Here is a 16945-nt window from a genome sequence, read left to right as displayed (position 1 = left end):
CCCCACCCTGCCACCGGCCGATGTCGAAGACGCCAGGCACGGCGAAAGAATGCAGAGAACAACTGCTCACCAAGCATACGGCATCGATCCCGTGGTGCCGAACAGGAAGCGGAACCCGCGTTGTTGCTAGGCTCGGCGGGCGGACGAAGCAGGAAGGGACGCATGTGAGTGGGGATGTGCAGCAGTTCCAGGTGGATCTGCGCGGAGTCGTCGACCTGCTCAGCAGGCACATCTACTCCAGTCCCCGGGTCTATCTGCGGGAACTGCTCCAGAACGCGCGGGACGCGATCGCGGCGCGCCGCGAGGTCGACGGGGGCGGAGGCCGCATCCGCATCACGCCGCTCACCGCACAGACGGGCGAGTTCGTGCTCCGCGATGACGGGGTGGGGCTGACCGCGGCCGAGGTCGCCGATCTCCTCGCGACCGTCGGGCGCAGCTCCAAGCGGGACATCTTCGACCTCCCCCGGAGCGACTTCCTCGGCCAGTTCGGCATCGGGCTGCTGAGCTGCTTCATGGTCGCCGACACCATCGTCATCCGCTCCCGCAGCGCCAGAGGCGGCTCCGCGGTGGAGTGGACGGGCAGCGCCGACGGCACCTTCCGGGTCGCGGAGATCGATGACGACCTGCCGATCGGCACCAGCGTGCACCTCGTGCCGCGCTTCGACGCCGACGAGCTGCTGCGACCGGCCGCCGTGCACGAGCTCGCGACCACGTTCGGGGAGTTCCTGCCCGTGCGGGTGACCATCGATGCGACCGGCGGGGACATCGACGTGACCCGCGAGGCGCCCTTCCTCGACCCCGCCGCCGACGTCGAAGCGGCCGTGCAGTACGGCCGCGACCTGCTCGGTGCGGCGCCGCTGGACGTGATCCCGCTGACCGAGCCGGCGACCGGGACGCAGGGCCTGGCATACGTCCTGCCCTTCGCTCCTCCGCCCGGCGCCCGGCAGGCGACCCGCATGTATCTGGGCCGCATGCTGCTGTCGGAACGCGTCGACGACGTGCTGCCCGACTGGGCGTTCTTCGTGCGCGCCGTCATCGACTCCACCGGCCTCGCACCGACCGCGAGCCGCGAATCCCTCGTCGAGGACACGGCGCTGGAGCACGTCCGCGAACAGCTCGGCGCCGGGATCCGCCGCTGGGTGCTCGAACTCGGACTGCGTGAACCGCATCGCCTCGCCCAGTTCGTCGCCGTGCACGAGGTCGGCCTCAAGTCCCTGGTGCGACACGACGAGGAGCTCGCGCGCTTCATCACCCGCTGGCTCACGGTGGAGACCACGCACGGCACGCTGCGGATCGGCGAGCTCGTGGAGCGGTACCCGCACGTGCGCTACACCCAGACGGTCGACGAGTTCCGCCAGGTGGCCGGGATCTCGCCGTCCGACGAGGTCCTCGTCAACGGCGGCTACCTCTACGACGCCGACCTGATCCGGCTGCTCCCCGACCTCTACCCGCAGGTCACGGTCGAGAAGGTCGACGTGACCGGGGAGCTCGATCGCCTCGACCCGCCGCCGCTGGACGACCGGGACATCGCGATGGCGCTGGAGTCCCGCGCCGGCGCCGTCCTGCAGTCCTCGGACTGCGCCGTGGTCGTCCGGGCGATCGACCGCCCGGAGCTGACCGGACTGTACGTGGCGGACCCCGAGGTGCTGCGGACGATCGACCGCGGGCGCACCAAGGGCATCGCGAGCACGCTCTGGGGCGGGGTGCTCGACCGCATCGACCAGACGCTCTCCTCGTCGCGGGACGACGACCTCACGGCGCGACTGTGCCTGAACTGGTCGAACCGCGTCGTCCGGGCCCTCGTCCGCGTCGAGGACGACGCCGTCTTCGCACGCACCGTCCAGCTGCTCTACATCCAGGCGCTTCTCGCGGGGCACCACCCCCTCTCGGACGCCGATCGGGCGCTCATGACCAGCGCCCTCTCCGACCTCGTCTCACTCTCCGCCGGTATCGAGGGGGACACTCTCCCCTTCGACGCGCGCTGACACCCCCCGACTACCCGAAGGGCCCTCCATGGCACGTCCGAAGAAGCGCTTCCAGCAGCTCATCGAGGAGATCGATCGCACCCCGTGGGGCCCGGCGGAGCAGGCCCTCGTGGCGGAGGCGGTCGCGCTGGCCATCGAGATCGGCGACGAACGGCTGGAATACGAAGCCCGGATGCGGCAGACCGCGTCGGCGAACATGGTCGGTGCCACCGACGTCATGCTGAACTCCTTCGCGTGGTGCCTCGCGCATCACGACGCCGACCCGCAGCGGTTCCCCGCCGACCTCGACAACGGCGGCGCCGACCTGATGTGGCAGTTCAAGTGGATGGCGTCCTCGCTGCGCTCCTCCCCCGCCTTCTCGCAGGAGCAGATCGCCGCGGTGCTCGACGACATGGAGTCGCACTACCGTGCCGCAGGACTCGGCCTCAGCGGCGTGCTGACCGCCCGCTTCGAGGACGCCTGGGACGCCGGCCGGTTCGACGCCGCCGAAGCCCTCCGCGTGCAGCTCGAGGCCACGCCGCGCGACGAGCACAGCCACTGCGACGCGTGCAGCCGCAGCCAGTTCGCGGGATTCTTCGCGGAGACCGATCGCGACGCCGACGCCATCCGGCTCGTCGAGGAGATGATCGAGGGCGGTTTCTCCTGCGGCGAGGAGCCGGAGCACGCGCTCTCCCGCGTCCTCCTCCCGTACCTCCGCGCCGGACGCACGGAAGATGCGAAGACCGCGCACCTGCGCAGCTACCGACTGGCCAAGGACAACCCCGACAACCTGCGCATCGTGGCGAACAACATCGTGTTCGCCGCGATCACCGGCAACGAGGCGCGGGCGCTGGCCCTGATCGAGAAGCACGTCGCGTGGCTCGCCCACGACGGCCTCAACGTCGACGCGCACTTCGCCGCCCTCACGGCGTTCGCGGTCGCTCTCGACCGCGTCACCGCCGCCGGCCACGGCGACACCCCGGTCCGCGGTGCCGACGCCCCTGCACTCGTGCCGCTGCTCGGGGCCCACGACGGCCCGTGGAGCGCCGCCGACCTCGCCGCGGCCGCCTGGTCCACGGCCGAGCGCATCGGGGCGCAGTTCGACGAGCGGGACGGCACCGACGGCCACGCCCGCAGCCTCGCCCGGATGCGCGCTCTCGCCGACGAGCGCTATGACGTCCCGATCCGCTCCGATGCGTTCGTCGCCCCGACCCCGGCCACCACTCCGGCGGATCCGGAGGCCTGGTACGAGCGGGCGATGCAGCTCGCGCAGTTCGGCGCCGAGCAGGAGACCCTCGCCGCGCTGCCGCACGCCCTGGAGGTCGACGACCCCGCCCAGCGCGCGCAGCTCCTGTCGATGCACCTCGGCATCCTCGTGGCGCTCGATCGCGTGGACGAGGCCGAGCGCCTCCTCCCCGAGCGGATCGCCGCCCTGCGGGCCGCAGGGAACGACGCGCAGGCCGACCTCGAGGAGCGTCTGAAGCTCGCGACCTTCGGGCTGCACACCGACGAGACCATGGCGGCGCTCGAAGAGGAGTTGGCCGCGGCCGACCGTCTGCCGGCCTGGTCGCGCGGCGACCTGGCCATCAGCCGCGCGTCGCTGCACCTCAGGGCCGAGGAGCCGGACGCGGCCCTCGACCTCGCCGAGCTCGCGGCCCGCTCGTTCGCGGAGGCGGAGGACACCCGGCTGTCCAACACGACCACCCTCGTGGCGATCGGCGCCGTGCTGAGCAAGGGCGACCTCGACGCCGGCCGCACGCTCCTCGACCGCTTCCTCGCCCAGGACGACCTGTCCGCCGGTCATCGGGCCCACGCGCTGCAGACTCGGGCCCGCGTGCGGGGTGGCACGGGCGCGTACCAGGACGGGGCGACGGACGCCGACGAGGTGTGCCGGCTGCTCGCCGAGCTCGGCGCCACGCGGGCTCTCGCCGACGCCCATGTGCTCGCGGGCGCGCTCTGGGAGGACGCCGAGGAGCCCGAGAAGGCCGTCGCCCGCTACCGTCTGGCTGCTCGGCTGCACGATGACGGCGATCGCACCGGCGTGGACTTCCGGTTGGCCAGGGCGATGCTCCGCGCGGGAGACGCCGAGGAGGCCGCGGAGCTCTTCGGCGACGTGCTCCAGCGCGAGGAGGACGCCGAGACGCCCGCCGGCTCCCGTGCCATGACCGCCTCTCTCCTCGCCCGGTCTCTCGCCGAGTCCGGAGAGTTCGGCCAGGCGGTCGGAGCACACGGCTACGCCGCCGAGTTGTTCGGACAGGCGGAGGCGCACGCGGACCAGGCCATGGCCATGACGGAGCAGGCGAAGATCCTCGCCCGCTTCGAGGAGCACGACGACGCCGTGCGGCTGCTGGAGGGCGCAGCGGAGATCGCTCGTCGCACCCCCGAGGCCGTCGGCGCGCTGTCCGAGGTGCTGCACAGCCTCGGCCAGGCCTACGGCGGTCGCGGCGACGAGCGCGCCTTCCCCCTCTTCGACGAGGTCGCCGCGCTCGCCCAGGAGCATGAAGCCGGCTGGCTGCTCGCCGACGTGACCGACTCCCGCGGCCGCGCCCTGGCCCAGCTCGGCCGGATCGACGAGTCCGTCGCCGCCGCCCTCACTGCCGCCGATGGTTTCGCCGCGCTCGGGGATCAGGGCGCCGCCGGGAGCTCGGAACTGTTCGCGGGGCGCGTCCTCGCGGGGAACGACCGTCCGGCCGACGCCGTACCCGTCTACCGGAGCGCCCTGGACCATGCCGAGAGCTTCCCGCCGCTGCGTCAGGTCGCGGCACTGGAGCTCGGCGATGTGCTGGAGGCACTGGGACGGCACGCCGAGGCCGCAGAGGTCAGGGCCCTCGTCGAGAACTGACACGCCGCCGGCTCGGGATCCACAGGGGTCCCGAGCCGGCGTCGTCGCGGTGGTGAGCGCGTCAGAACAGCTGACGCCAGTTCGCCCGTGCGAGGTCGAGCAGCTCGTCCCCGCGGCCCGACATGACCGTGCGGATCGCGTAGAGCGCGAAGCCCTTGACCTGCGCGGCCTCGATCGCCGGCGGCATGGACAGCTCCTGGCGCTCGGTCACGACGTCGAGCAGCGCGGGACCGTCGTGCGCGAGGACCTCACGGACCGCCTCCGGCAGATCCTCGCTGCGCTCCACCCGACGGGCGAAGATGCCCATGGCCTGGGCGATCGCCGCGAAGCTCGGGTTGTCGAGCCCCGTGCCGTAGGTGACGAAGCCGGCGGCCTTCATCTCCAGCTCCACGAAGTTCAGCGATGAATTGTTCACCACGATCGTCTTGACCGGGAGACCGTTCTGGGTGAGCGTGAGCAGCTCGCCGAGCATCATCGCGAGGCCGCCGTCGCCGGCGAGCGCCACGACCTGACGATCCGGATGTGCGACCTGCGCGCCGATGCCGTGCATCAGGGCGTTCGCCATCGAGCCGTGCGTGAACGACCCGATCAGCCGGCGTCCCTCGGTCATGGACAGGTAGCGCGCGGCCCAGACGGTCGGCGAGCCCACGTCGGCGGTGAAGATCGCGTCGTCGGCGGCGTACTCGTCCAGCAGGCGTGCCAGGTACTGCGGGTGGATGGGGCGTGCGCCCTTCGCCGGCACCGCGAGCTCGTCGAGCTTCTTCCGCGTCTTCCGGTAGTGGGCCACGGCGTCGTCGAGGTGGCCGCGGTCGTCCTTCCGGGCGAGTCGGGGCAGCAGGGCCTCGGCGGTCGCCTTCACGTCGCCGACGAGCCCGAGGTCGAGCGGGTGCCGCTTGCCGAGCTGCGAGCCGCGGATGTCGACCTGGATGGTGGTCGCGTGCTCCGGGTAGAACTGCTCGTACGGGAAGTCGCTGCCGAGGACGAGGAGCGTATCCGCCGCCTCCATCGCCCGATAACCCGACGCGAATCCGAGCAGCCCCGTCATGCCGACGTCGAACGGGTTGTCGTACTCGATGAACTCCTTGCCGCGCAGCGCGTGGACGATGGGGGCACCGAGTGCGTCGGCGAGCGCGATCACCTCGTCGTGCGCGCCCTCCACGCCGGCCCCGGCGAGGATGGTGACCTTCTTGGCCGCGTTCAGCATGGTCGCGGCCTTCTCCAGCTCCGGACCGCTGGGCTGGATCAGCGGGCGGGTGCGCTCGATCACCACGGCACGGTCGTCCGCGATCTCGGACAGCGCCACATCACCGGGGATCACGAGGACCGCGACGCCGCGCTGCTCGATGGCCGCGCGCATGGCGATCTCCATCAGCCGCGGCATCTGCGACGGGTCCGCGACGTATTCGACGTACACGCTGCACTCGCGGAACAGCTCCTGCGGATGCGTCTCCTGGAAGTATCCGGTGCCGATCTCGACGGTCGGGATGTGGGCGGCGATGGCCAGCACCGGCACTCGGGAGCGCTGCGCGTCGTACAGGCCGTTGATGAGGTGCAGGTTGCCGGGGCCGCATGAACCCGCCACGACGGCGAGGTCTCCGGTGGTGCCGGCGTCGGCCGCGGCGGCGAAGGCGGCGGACTCCTCGTGGCGCACGTGCACCCAGCGGATCCGGCCGTCCTTGCGGAGGGCGTCCGTGAGTCCGTTCAGGGAGTCGCCCGGGATGCCGTAGACCCGGTCGACTCCGTTGGCGTTCAGAGTCTTGACGATGTTCTCAGCGACGTTGGCCATACCCCGACCCTACGCCCGCCGAGGCCGCCCCGGGCCGGGCTCAGTACTCCTGCGGGCCGTCCCGGTCAGGCTCCGGATCGCGCCGGAACGCACGGCCGGACACCGATGCCGGCGCGATGCGCACGTACACGCGCTTGTCGGTCGGGATCCACGGGCGCAGACCCGCCGCCTCCGCCCGCTCGATGTCGGCGTCGGTCTCCAGAGCCTCCGCACGTCCGCGCACGATGACACTCCAGGCCGCGGTGTCCGTGTGGTCGTCGACTTCGAAGAGCACGTCCGCGGTGACCGTCAGCTCGAACAGCTTGCTCCCGGGCGCGGTGCGGAACAGCAGGCCTTCGCCGTCCACGGCATAGTTCACGGGGAAGATGTCGATGGTCTCGCCGACCCGGGTCACGAGCCGCCCGAGCTCCTGGCTGCGCAGGTGCTCCCAGCTCTGCTCCGCGGTGAGGGTCTGGACCGGATCCGTGTGCGCGCTCATGCCGCCATTGTGCCTCGTCCGCCCTCGACGCGCACCCCCGTCGACCCGGCCCCTCTCGTGCGAGCGGCCCCTTTGCGTGGGTACGCAAGGGGGCCGCTCGGCCGCAAGGGGGTGGGTCGACGATCAGCCGATGCGGATCAGCTTCTTGTTGACGAACTCGTCGGCGGCGAGGTGGCCCAGCTCGCGTGCCGTGCCGCTGCGCTTGATGCCGCCGAACGGGAGCTCCGGGCTGTCGGCGAGCACGAGGTTCACGTAGACCATGCCCGCCTCGATCTTGTCGGCCACCCGCTCCGCCTGCGCCTCGTCCGTCGTGAAGACGTAGGAGCCGAGGCCGAACGTGGTGTCGTTGGCCAGCGCGACCGCCGCGTCCTCGTCCGCGACACGGTACACGACCGCCGCGGGACCGAACAGCTCCTCGCGGTAGACGTCCATCTCCGGGGTCACGTCGGCGAGCACCGTCGGTGCGAAGAACGCCCCGTCGCGCGTACCGCCCGTGAGCAGCGTCGCGCCCTGGGCCACGGCCGTGTCGATCTGCTTCTGCAGGTTCTCCGCCGCCGCCTCCGACGAGACCGGGCCGAGGACCGTGTCGTCGAGCGTGGGGTCGGTCGCCTCGACGGCCGCCATCGCCGCCGTGAACTTCTCCACGAACGCGTCGTAGAGGTCGTCGACGATGATGAAGCGCTTGGCGCCGTTGCAGGCCTGACCGTTGTTGTCGAGCCGCGCGTCGACACCCGCCTGCACGGTGGCGTCGAGGTCGTCGGTGGAGAGCACGATGAACGGGTCGGACCCGCCCAGCTCCAGCGCGACCTTCTTGAGGTTGCGCCCCGCCACCTCGGCGACCGCGGCGCCGGCGCGCTCGGAGCCGGTCAGCGACACCCCCTGCACCCGCCGGTCCGCGATCATGGCCGCGATCTGGTCGTTCGTCGCGAGCACGTTCTGGTACGCGCCCTTCGGGAAGCCGGCGTCGTGGTAGATCGCCTCGATCGCGCTCGACGACTCCGGGCACTGCGGCGCGGGCTTCAGCAGGATCGTGTTGCCGACGATCAGGTTCGGCGCCGCGAAGCGCACGATCTGGTAGGCCGGGAAGTTCCACGGCATGATGCCCACGAGCGGTCCCAGCGAGGAGCGGCGGATGATCGCCGACCCCTCCCCGAGGATCTTGATGGGCTGGTCGGCCATGATGTCCTCGGCCTGGTCCGCGTAGTACTCGGCGATGTCGGCGGCGAAGTCGACCTCGCCGAGTGCGGCCTCCCGGGGCTTGCCCATCTCGCGCACGAAGATGTCGGCCAGCTCCTCGCGGCGTTCGCGGTGCAGCTCGGCCGCACGGCGCAGCAGCGCGGCACGGTCGGCGACCGTGGTGGAGCGCGACCACTCGCGGTGCGCCTCGTCCGCGGCGGCGACGGCCTCCTCGATCTGCGCGTCGGTGAACGTGTCGTACGACGCCAGGGTCTCGCCGGTGGCGGGGTTGACGACGGCGTAGTCGGTCATGTCTCTCCTCCTCTTGCCGTGCCGGTCAGGAGACCGGGATCAGCGTGTACTTGGTGGACAGGTACTCGTGGATGCCCTCGAAGCCGCCCTCGCGGCCGACGCCGGACTGCTTGACGCCGCCGAAGGGAGCCGCCGCATTCGAGACGACACCCACGTTGAGACCCATCATGCCCGTCTCCAGCGCGTCGATCATCCGCTGACCGCGCTGCAGGTTCTCGGTGAACACGTAGGAGACCAGACCGTACTCGGTGTCGTTGGCGAGACGCACGGCCTCGTCCTCCGTCTCGAAGGTCGCGATCGCGAGTACCGGGCCGAAGATCTCCTCGCGGAGGATCGCGGAACCGGGGACGACGTCGGTGAGGACCGTGGGCTCGTAGAACGTGCCGGTGCCCTCGAGCGCCTTGCCGCCCGCGAGCAGGGTCGCGCCGCGCTCGACGGCGTCGTCCACGAGCTCGCCGGCCTTGGCCACGGCGTCCTCGTCGATGAGCGGGCCGATCGCCACGCCGTCCTCCGTGCCGCGACCGATCTTCATGCCGTTGACGCGCTCGGTGACGCGCTTGGCGAACTCGCCCGCGACGTCCTTGTGCACGATGAAGCGGTTCGCCGCCGTGCAGGCCTGACCGATGTTGCGGAACTTCGCGGCCAGCGCACCCTCCACGGCCTTGTCCAGGTCCGCGTCGTCGAACACGACGAACGGGGCGTTGCCGCCGAGCTCCATCGACACCCGGAGCACGCCCTCGGCGGCCTGCGCGATGAGCTTGCGGCCGACCTCGGTCGATCCGGTGAAGGAGAGCTTGCGCAGGCGCGGGTCGGCGATGATCGGCGCCGACAGGGCACTCGACTTCGAGGTCTGCACCACGTTGACGACACCCTTGGGCAGACCGGCCTCTTCGAGCAGCGTCGTGAAGAAGATGGTCGTGAGCGGCGTGAGTGCCGGTGGCTTGATCACCACGGTGCAGCCGGCGGCGAGGGCCGGGGCGATCTTGCGCGTGGCCATAGCGAACGGGAAGTTCCACGGCGTGACGAAGAACGACGGTCCCACGGGGCGCTGCGACACGATCATGTGACCGGTTCCCTCGGGGTTCAGGCCGTAGCGGCCGCTGATGCGCACGGCCTCCTCGCTGAACCAGCGGAGGAACTCGCCGCCGTAGGCGACCTCGCCGCGGGCCTCGGCGAGGGGCTTGCCCATCTCGAGCGTCATCAGCAGCGCGAGGTCCTCCTTGCGCTCCTGCACGAGGTCGAACGCCCGGCGGAGGATCTCCCCGCGCACGCGCGGCGCGGTCGCGGCCCACTCGTCCTGTGCGGCGACGGCGGCGTCGAGCGCCCGGATGCCGTCCGCGGGGGTGGCGTCAGCGATCGTGCGGATCACCTGGTTGGTCGAGGGGTCCTTGACGTCGAAGGTCGCGCCGGTCTCCCCCTCGATCCACTCCCCGCCGATGAAGAGGCCGGTGGGGATGCTGTCGAGCAGCGCCTGCTCGTTCTGAGTGCTCATGGATTCTCTCTCTTTCAGACGGACGTGGGACGACGACGGCGGCTGGGCGGAGCGTCCATACCCAGCGTCTCACCGCGGAAGAAGGCGGGGCGGCGGATGGCGTTCCAGATCATCACGGCGATCCCGACGACGATGATGAGGATGCCGAGGATGAAGACGATCCCGATGCCGCCGATCTCCGACCCGGAGCCGTAGGCCGGGTCCATGGAGTCGATCAGCGTGGTGAAGAACAGGATCGCCAGGATGATGCCGCCCACCAGCGGGAACAGGAAGGTGAAGAAGACGTTCCGCGCCGAGTCGAACCACTGCTTGCGGAAGTACCAGACGCAGGCGAACGCGGTGATCCCGTAGTAGAAGCAGATCATCATGCCGAGCGTGAGGATCGTGTCCCACAGCGTGTCCTCGCTGACCACGCGCATCACGGCGTAGAACGCGGAGGCCACGATGGCCGACACGATGGTGGCGTAGCCCGGGGTGAAGAACCGGGGGCTCACCTTCGCGAACGACTTCGGCAGCGCGCCGTAGTGACCCATCGCGAGCAGGGTGCGCGCCGGACCGACGAACGTCGACTGCAGCGACGACGCCGAGCTCGTGAGCACCGCGAGGGAGACGAGGAACGCGAGCGGCCCGAGGATCGGCCCGGAGAGGTGGAAGAACACGTTCTCCTGGATGTCGCCGTTGCCGAGGCCGAGCTCCCCCGTACCGACGCCCGCGAACATGATCATCGCGACGGCGAGGAGCAGGTAGAGCGAGACGATCGTGAGCACCGTGACGGTGGCCGCGCGACCCGGGGTCTTCTCCGGGTCCTTCGTCTCCTCGTTCATGGTGAGGGTGACGTCCCAGCCCCAGAAGATGAAGATCGACAGCGACAGACCGGCGGCGACCGCGCTGAACGACGAGATCGCGAACGGGTTGAACCAGTTGAGGTCGAACGGCTGGTAGTCGAAGCCGTTGCCGCCCACGGCCTGCACGATCGCGGCGACCGCGAAGAACACGAGCACGAGGATCTGGAATCCGACCAGCCAGTACTGCAGCTTCTGCGTGGTCTGCATGTCCCGGTACGACACCCACGTCGCGCCGAGCATGAAGAGCAGGCACACGCCGATGTTGATCCAGGTGACGCCGGCGAGATCGGCGATCTCGGCGTTGCCCGTGATCTGCGACAGCAGCAGGAACAGGAAGTCGACCGCGACCCCGGCGAGGTTGGACAGCACGAGGATCGTGGCGACCACGAGGCCCCATCCGGCCATCCAGCCCACCCACGGCCCGAACGCCCTGGCGGCCCAGGTGAAGGAAGTGCCGGAGTCGGGCATGCGGTTGTTGAGCTCGCGATAGCCGAAGGCCACGAGGAGCATCGGGATGAAGCCGACGAGGATGATCGCCGGGATCTGCGCGCCCACCTCGGACGCGGTGGGGCCGACGGCGGCCGTGAACGTGTAGGCGGGGGCGATGCACGAGATGCCGATCACGACGGCGCCGATCAGGCCGACGGTGCCGGCGCTCAGGCCCTTCGTCGAGATTCCGGTCGTGACGCCGGATGCGGGCTCCGTCGCCCGGTTGGTGCTGCTCATCAGCGGTCTCCTGCTTCGATGCGGGTGCGCGGGACGACGATCATGGGGACGGGCAGCTCGTGCAGCATCTTCGCCGCCGTGGAGCCCAGGAAGAGACGGCGTGGCTGCGCCAGCCGGCTGGAGCCGACGAGGAAGACCTCGCCGGGGAGCCAGGAGAGCCCGGCCACGGCGTCCTCCACCGTCTCGCCCGGCGCCTCCTCGACGACGGCGCCGAGGCCGTCCGGCAGGCGCTCGGCCGCCACGGCCAGCACCTGGTGCGCGTGCTCGCTGCCGGCGAGGCGGATCGCGCCGGTGTCGAGTCCCGGCGGCACGTCGAACGGCACGAGCGACACCAGCCGGAGGCTCACCTCGGCCGCGCCGGCGAGGGCGACGGCCTGGTCGAGCACGCCCTCCGCGCCGGGACGCGTGCCGACGGCGACCGTGACGCGCGGAAGCACGTGGTCGTCCTGCTGCGCGAGCCCGGAGGGTGCGAGGGCCACCGGGATCGGCGAGGAGTGCAGCAGCTCCGATGCGACGCTGCCCAGGCGATGCCGGCCGAAGAGGCCGCCGCCGGCCGTGCCGATCACGATGACGCTGGCGGCGAACTCCTCACCGGCGGCGATGAGCCCCTCGGCGAACGACTCGGAGAAGCGCACATGGCCGCTGCGCACCAGCTCCTGCGGGAGACGCACGACCGCGTCCTGCAGCCAGCTCCGCGCCTGCTTCCGGATGACGTCCTCGTAGGCGCGCTCCGGTGGCACGGCGGCGCTCCGGGTGCCCTCGGTCGGCAGCACGATCACGAGGTGGAGGGTCGCACCGATGCTGCGCGCCAGACGTGCGCCCAGCGCCGCCGCGTCCGCCCCCGCATCCGTCGCCGTGTAGCCGACGACGACCGAGCCGGTCATCAGCCGATGCTCTCGGGAGCGCCGGCCTCGCGGCGGGCGTCGACGATGTTCGCCGCGACGAAGTGGCCCATGCGGATCGCCCCGTCGACGTGCTGGTAACCCGCTCCTGCCATGTCGCTGCAGGCGAAGTGGATCGGTCCGACGGGCGTGCGCAGGTCGGCGCCGTAGCGGTGCAGGCCGCCCAGGTCGAAGCTCGCGGCGTAGGCGCCACGCGTCCACTCCTCGCTGCCCCAGTCGCTCTCGTAGTACACGACCGGGTTCTTCGCCTCGGGACCGTAGTAGTGCGACAGCGACTCGAGGATGCGCTCCTTGCGCTCCTCGGCGGACAGCTCGAACACGCCGTCGGCGTTCGCATCGGACACGAAGCCGACCAGAGTGCCGCGCTCGTCGCCGTGGTTGCTGTTGTCGTAGGCCTCGTGCGAGAGCTCGTACGGGCTGAACGCCGTGCCGCTCAGGCCCTGCTCGCGCCAGAACGGGCGGTCGTAGACGGCGTGCACCTTGATGACGAAGCCCATCGAGAGGTGCTGGTGCAGCTGGTGCTGGCGACGCGGCAGCGGCGGGACGAAGGAGATGCGGTTGTAGAGGATGGGGGCGTGCGCGAGGATCGCGTACCGCGCCCGCACCGTGAGGTCGTCGGTGGTCGCCACGACCCCGTCATCCGACCACTCCAGGCTGCGGACGGGCTGGTTCAGCAGCACGTCCTCGCCCAGGCGCTCGGCGAGGCGCAGCGGCACCTGCTGGAGCCCTCCCACGACGCGCTTGTCGAGGATGAAGTCGGCGTCGACGAGGTTCGAGTACGAGCCGGCCGAGGCCGCCATGAGCAGCGACTGCAGCAGCGAGAAGGCGTGGGTCGGCTTGGTCAGCATCGCCGAGCCGGTGGCGAAGGCGAGGTTACGCACGGCTTCGTCGTCGTCGGTCTGCGAGCGCAGCCAGGCGTCCCAGGAGATCGAGTCCCACTCGGCCGCGTTCGGGTGCTCCCACGGCTTGTCCGGGTCGATCTCGGCGACGAGGGCGTCGAGGATGCCGGTGATGCGCGCGATCACGGCCTCGGTCTCCGCCGACACCGGGAACATCTCGCCCGTGAAGCGGTGGGCCTGTCCGTCCGGGCCGACGTAGACGCTGTCGCCCTCGCGGTACCGGCTGTAGGTCTCGAGCCCCAGCTCCTCGATCGTGTCCTTGAGCGCGTCCTGGTCGGGCGAGACCCACTGGCCGCCGATCTCCAGCATGGCGCCGTCGATCACGTCGGTCCACAGGCGGCCACCCACGCGGTCGCGGGCCTCCAGCACGGCGACCGACAGCCCGGCCTTCCGCAGGTCGTTGGCCGCCGTGAGCCCTGCGGCTCCGGCGCCCACGATCAGCACGTCGCGGGTGATCTCAGCCATCTGCAACTCCTTCGTCGTCGGGGGATGCGGGGGATGAAGTACCGGTCGCGTCCCGAAATCCCCCGATCCGGGGACGCGACCGGACAGGGTGTCAGGCGCCGGCGAGCGCCTCGGCCACGACGTCGAGGCCCTCGTTCAGCAGGTCGTCGCCGATGGACAGCGGCGGGAGGAAGCGGATGACGTTGCCGTACGTGCCGCAGGTGAGGACGATGACGCCCTGGGCGATGCACGCCTTGGCCACAGCAGCCGTGAGCGCGGCGTCCGGAGCATTGGTCTCCGGGTCGACGAACTCGGCGGCGACCATCGCGCCATGACCGCGGACGTCGCCGATGCGGGCGTCCTCGGCCTGGAGGGCGGTGAGGCGGCCGAGGAGGATCTCGCCGATCTCGCGGGCACGCTCGATGACGCCGTCGTTCTCGAACACGTCGATGGCCGCGAGCGCCGCGGCGCACGCGATGGGGTTGCCACCGTAGGTGCCGCCGAGGCCACCGGAGTGCGACGCGTCCATGATCTCGGCGCGGCCGGTCACGGCGGCGAGCGGCAGCCCGCCCGCGATGCCCTTGGCGGTGGTGATGAGGTCGGGCTCGATGCCGAAGATCTCGCTCGCGAACATGTGTCCGGTGCGGGCGAACCCGGTCTGCACCTCGTCGGCGATGAAGACGACGCCGTTCGCGCGGCACCAGTCGACGATCGCGGGGAGGAAACCGTCGGCGGGGACGATGAAGCCCCCCTCGCCCTGGATCGGCTCGATGATGACGGCGGCGAGGTTGTCAGCGCCGATCTGCTTCTCGAGCTGGAGGATCACGCGGGCCGCGGCCTCGCCGCCCTCGAGCCCGTCGCGGAACGGGTACGACATCGGCGCGCGGTACACCTCGGGGGCGAACGGACCGAAGCCGCTCTTGTACGGCATCGACTTCGCGGTCAGCGCCATGGTGAGGTTCGTGCGGCCGTGGTAGCCGTGGTCGAACGCGACGACGGCCTGACGACCGGTGTGCTTGCGGGCGATCTTGATCGCGTTCTCGACAGCCTCGGCGCCGGAGTTGAACAGGGCGCTCTTCTTGGCGAAGTCGCCGGGGGTGACGCGGTTGAGCGCCTCGGCGACGCCGACGTACGACTCGTACGGCGAGATCATGAAGCAGGTGTGCGTGAACTGCGCCGCCTGCGCGGCCACGGCGGCGGCCACCTTCGGGTGCGCGTTGCCGACCGTGGTCACGGCGATGCCGGAGCCGAGGTCGATGAGCGAGTTGCCGTCGGCGTCGACGACCACTCCTCCCCCGGCTGCGACGGCGGCGACCGGCACCGTGTGACCGACACCGGCGGCGACCGCGTCCGCCTTGCGGGCGAGGACCTCGGCCGACCGCGGGCCGGGGAGTTCCGTGACGAGGCGACGCTCCTGCGGGAGGTCGGGGCCGCCGAGGGGGACTGCGGGTGCTGCGGTGTCGAGGAGAGCCATGTCGCGAGCGTACGGCGGCAGCGGAGACGCCCGCATTCGCCGGGTCGTACAATCGGAGAATTGATTTCGCCGTCTCGTACAACCGGAGATCGTATGGCCCCCGCCGATCCCTCCACGCTGTCCGCCCTGCTGCGCCGCCGGGATCTCGACCTGCGCCTCGTCTCCACCGCAACGGATCTGCCGGACGGCGCGCTCGACCGGCCGCTGCGCTGGGTGCACAGCTCCGACCTCGCGGACCCGACGCCCTTCCTCGCGGAAGACCTCGTCCTCCTCACCACCGGCACGCAGTTCGACGACGCGGAGGCCATCGCCCCCTACGTCGTCCGGCTCGCCGAGCGCGGCGTGCTGGGGCTCGGATTCGGGACCGACGTGCATCGCTCGGGAACACCGGAAGAGTTGATCGCGGCGTGCGCGGCGCAGGGCATCCCCCTGTTCGAGGTGCCGTACCGCACGCCGTTCATCGCCGTGGCCCGCGCGCACTCCGAGGCGATCGCGGCGCAGGCCTACGCCCGGCGCACCTGGGCGCTGGACACCCAGCGCGCCCTCGCCCTCGCCGCCCTCCGGCCGCGCGGGCTCGAGGCGATCATCACCGAACTCGGCCGTCGACTCGGTGCCTGGGCGGGCATGTTCGACGCGGCGGGCGACCTGATCGTCGCCCACCCCCGCGACGCCCTCTCGGCGACTGTCCGGGAAGGGCTCGGGACGCGGGTCCAGGAGATCCTCGACCGCGGACTCGAGGCGGGGCAGTCCCTCACCCTCGATGCGCACACCTTCATGCTCTTCACGGTGGGGCGGGGCGGGCACCTGCGCGGCGTCCTCGCCGTGGCGGCGGACGCCCTCGACCAGGAGGCCAGGGCCGTCGTCACCTCGGTCATCGCGATGGCGGGACTGGCGCGTGAGCAGAGCGAGCAGCTCGCCCGCGGCCGCCGCCGGCTGCACACGCAGCTGCTGCGCTCGCTCCTGGGCGACGACCCCGGCCTCGCGCGCCGTGTCCTCGGCAGCCTTCCGCCCGCCCCCGTGGTGGTGGCGGTGACCGGGGATGCCCCGGCCGAGCCTCTCCTCGACTGGTGGGAGCGCCGACGGGTCGAGCACGGGACGCCCGTCTTCCTCGCGGACTCCGAGGACGGCGTGGTCATCTGCGTGTCCGCGGCCGACGAGGCTCTTCTCGACGACGCGGCCTCGCGCTTCAGCGCCCGCGTCGGCGTCTCGGCCCCGGAGGGGTACGACGCCTTCTCCCGCGCGCACGCCCAGGCGCTCATCGCTCTCCGACAGCCGGGCACGAGCGGCGCCGTCCGGTACGCCGACACGGTCGGATCCAGCCTGCTCACGGCGCTGGCGACGGATGAGGCCCGGCTCGTCGCGGAGTCGCGGCTCGCTCCGCTCCGGGAACACGACGCCGCCCACGGCACCGCGCTCGAACACGCGCTGCGGACCTGGCTCGACCACGACACGCGGGCCGAGCAGGCCGCGGCCGCCCTCGGCATCCACCGGCACACCCTCCGCTCCCGGGTCTCCCATGCCGGCGCCCTCCTCGGGGTCGACCTCACGACCTTCCCCGCCCGGGCCGAGGTGTGGGCCCTCCTGCAGACCGCCCGCGACTGACCC

General features: G+C 71.2%; 11 protein-coding genes. 3 read left to right on the top strand and 8 right to left on the bottom strand.

Annotation, left to right across the window (positions count from 1 at the left end; genetic code table 11):
• Positions 1-164 precede the first annotated feature (164 nt).
• Together AB0310_RS14960 and AB0310_RS14955 are read left to right on the top strand one after the other, a co-directional pair.
• Complete coding sequence (locus tag AB0310_RS14960) at positions 165-1985, top strand: HSP90 family protein (RefSeq protein ID WP_366237540.1); 1821 nt, start codon at positions 165-167, stop codon at positions 1983-1985.
• A 28-nt stretch (positions 1986-2013) separates the two neighbouring features.
• A complete protein-coding gene (locus tag AB0310_RS14955) occupies positions 2014-4806 on the top strand; it encodes a hypothetical protein (protein ID WP_366237539.1) in 2793 nt (930 codons plus the stop codon).
• Between the two features lie 61 nt (positions 4807-4867).
• Here AB0310_RS14955 and poxB read toward each other — a convergent pair whose 3' ends face one another.
• From poxB to gabT, 8 genes are all read right to left on the bottom strand, one after another.
• Positions 4868-6592: a ubiquinone-dependent pyruvate dehydrogenase gene (gene poxB / locus AB0310_RS14950; protein ID WP_366237538.1), complete on the bottom strand. Its 1725-nt coding sequence runs from the start codon at positions 6590-6592 to the stop codon at positions 4868-4870.
• Between the two features lie 40 nt (positions 6593-6632).
• Positions 6633-7070, bottom strand: coding sequence for a pyridoxamine 5'-phosphate oxidase family protein (locus tag AB0310_RS14945; protein ID WP_315637815.1), 438 nt, complete (start codon positions 7068-7070; stop codon positions 6633-6635).
• A gap of 123 nt (positions 7071-7193) precedes the next feature.
• Positions 7194-8558 (bottom strand): NAD-dependent succinate-semialdehyde dehydrogenase, encoded by a 1365-nt coding sequence (locus tag AB0310_RS14940; protein ID WP_366237537.1) that lies wholly within the window; start codon positions 8556-8558, stop codon positions 7194-7196.
• Positions 8559-8583: 25 nt separating this feature from the next.
• Positions 8584-10050: an NAD-dependent succinate-semialdehyde dehydrogenase gene (locus AB0310_RS14935; protein ID WP_187662198.1), complete on the bottom strand. Its 1467-nt coding sequence runs from the start codon at positions 10048-10050 to the stop codon at positions 8584-8586.
• A gap of 14 nt (positions 10051-10064) precedes the next feature.
• Entirely contained in the window at positions 10065-11621 is a 1557-nt protein-coding gene (locus AB0310_RS14930; RefSeq protein ID WP_025102346.1) for an APC family permease, read from the bottom strand.
• On the bottom strand, positions 11621-12505 hold the full coding sequence (locus AB0310_RS14925) for a universal stress protein (protein ID WP_366237536.1): 885 nt from the start codon (positions 12503-12505) through the stop codon (positions 11621-11623). The genes AB0310_RS14930 and AB0310_RS14925 overlap by 1 nt, the downstream gene beginning before the upstream one ends.
• Entirely contained in the window at positions 12505-13887 is a 1383-nt protein-coding gene (locus AB0310_RS14920) for a flavin monoamine oxidase family protein (RefSeq protein WP_101848465.1), read from the bottom strand. Before AB0310_RS14920 ends, AB0310_RS14925 begins: the two co-directional genes overlap by 1 nt.
• A 91-nt stretch (positions 13888-13978) precedes the next feature.
• Positions 13979-15340, bottom strand: a complete 1362-nt coding sequence (gene gabT / locus AB0310_RS14915; RefSeq protein WP_366237535.1) for a 4-aminobutyrate--2-oxoglutarate transaminase — start codon at positions 15338-15340, stop codon at positions 13979-13981.
• A gap of 93 nt (positions 15341-15433) precedes the next feature.
• Between gabT and AB0310_RS14910 the strand changes: the two genes are divergently transcribed.
• On the top strand, positions 15434-16942 hold the full coding sequence (locus tag AB0310_RS14910) for a PucR family transcriptional regulator (protein ID WP_366237534.1): 1509 nt from the start codon (positions 15434-15436) through the stop codon (positions 16940-16942).
• The last annotated feature ends 3 nt before the right edge of the window (positions 16943-16945 follow it).

Origin of the sequence: Microbacterium meiriae (genome assembly GCF_040702565.1) — a bacterium.
Lineage (GTDB): Bacteria > Actinomycetota > Actinomycetes > Actinomycetales > Microbacteriaceae > Microbacterium > Microbacterium meiriae.
This window is presented reverse-complemented; position numbering and strand designations above follow the sequence as displayed.

Coding starts and splice junctions, on each gene's coding strand:
- AB0310_RS14935 (WP_187662198.1), bottom strand. CDS start 10,050: ATGAGCACTCAGAACGAGCAGGCGCTGCTCGACAGCATCCCCACCGGC.
- AB0310_RS14925 (WP_366237536.1), bottom strand. CDS start 12,505: ATGACCGGCTCGGTCGTCGTCGGCTACACGGCGACGGATGCGGGGGCG.
- gabT (WP_366237535.1), bottom strand. CDS start 15,340: ATGGCTCTCCTCGACACCGCAGCACCCGCAGTCCCCCTCGGCGGCCCC.
- poxB (WP_366237538.1), bottom strand. CDS start 6,592: ATGGCCAACGTCGCTGAGAACATCGTCAAGACTCTGAACGCCAACGGA.
- AB0310_RS14955 (WP_366237539.1), top strand. CDS start 2,014: ATGGCACGTCCGAAGAAGCGCTTCCAGCAGCTCATCGAGGAGATCGAT.
- AB0310_RS14920 (WP_101848465.1), bottom strand. CDS start 13,887: ATGGCTGAGATCACCCGCGACGTGCTGATCGTGGGCGCCGGAGCCGCA.
- AB0310_RS14945 (WP_315637815.1), bottom strand. CDS start 7,070: ATGAGCGCGCACACGGATCCGGTCCAGACCCTCACCGCGGAGCAGAGC.
- AB0310_RS14910 (WP_366237534.1), top strand. CDS start 15,434: ATGGCCCCCGCCGATCCCTCCACGCTGTCCGCCCTGCTGCGCCGCCGG.
- AB0310_RS14930 (WP_025102346.1), bottom strand. CDS start 11,621: ATGAGCAGCACCAACCGGGCGACGGAGCCCGCATCCGGCGTCACGACC.
- AB0310_RS14940 (WP_366237537.1), bottom strand. CDS start 8,558: ATGACCGACTACGCCGTCGTCAACCCCGCCACCGGCGAGACCCTGGCG.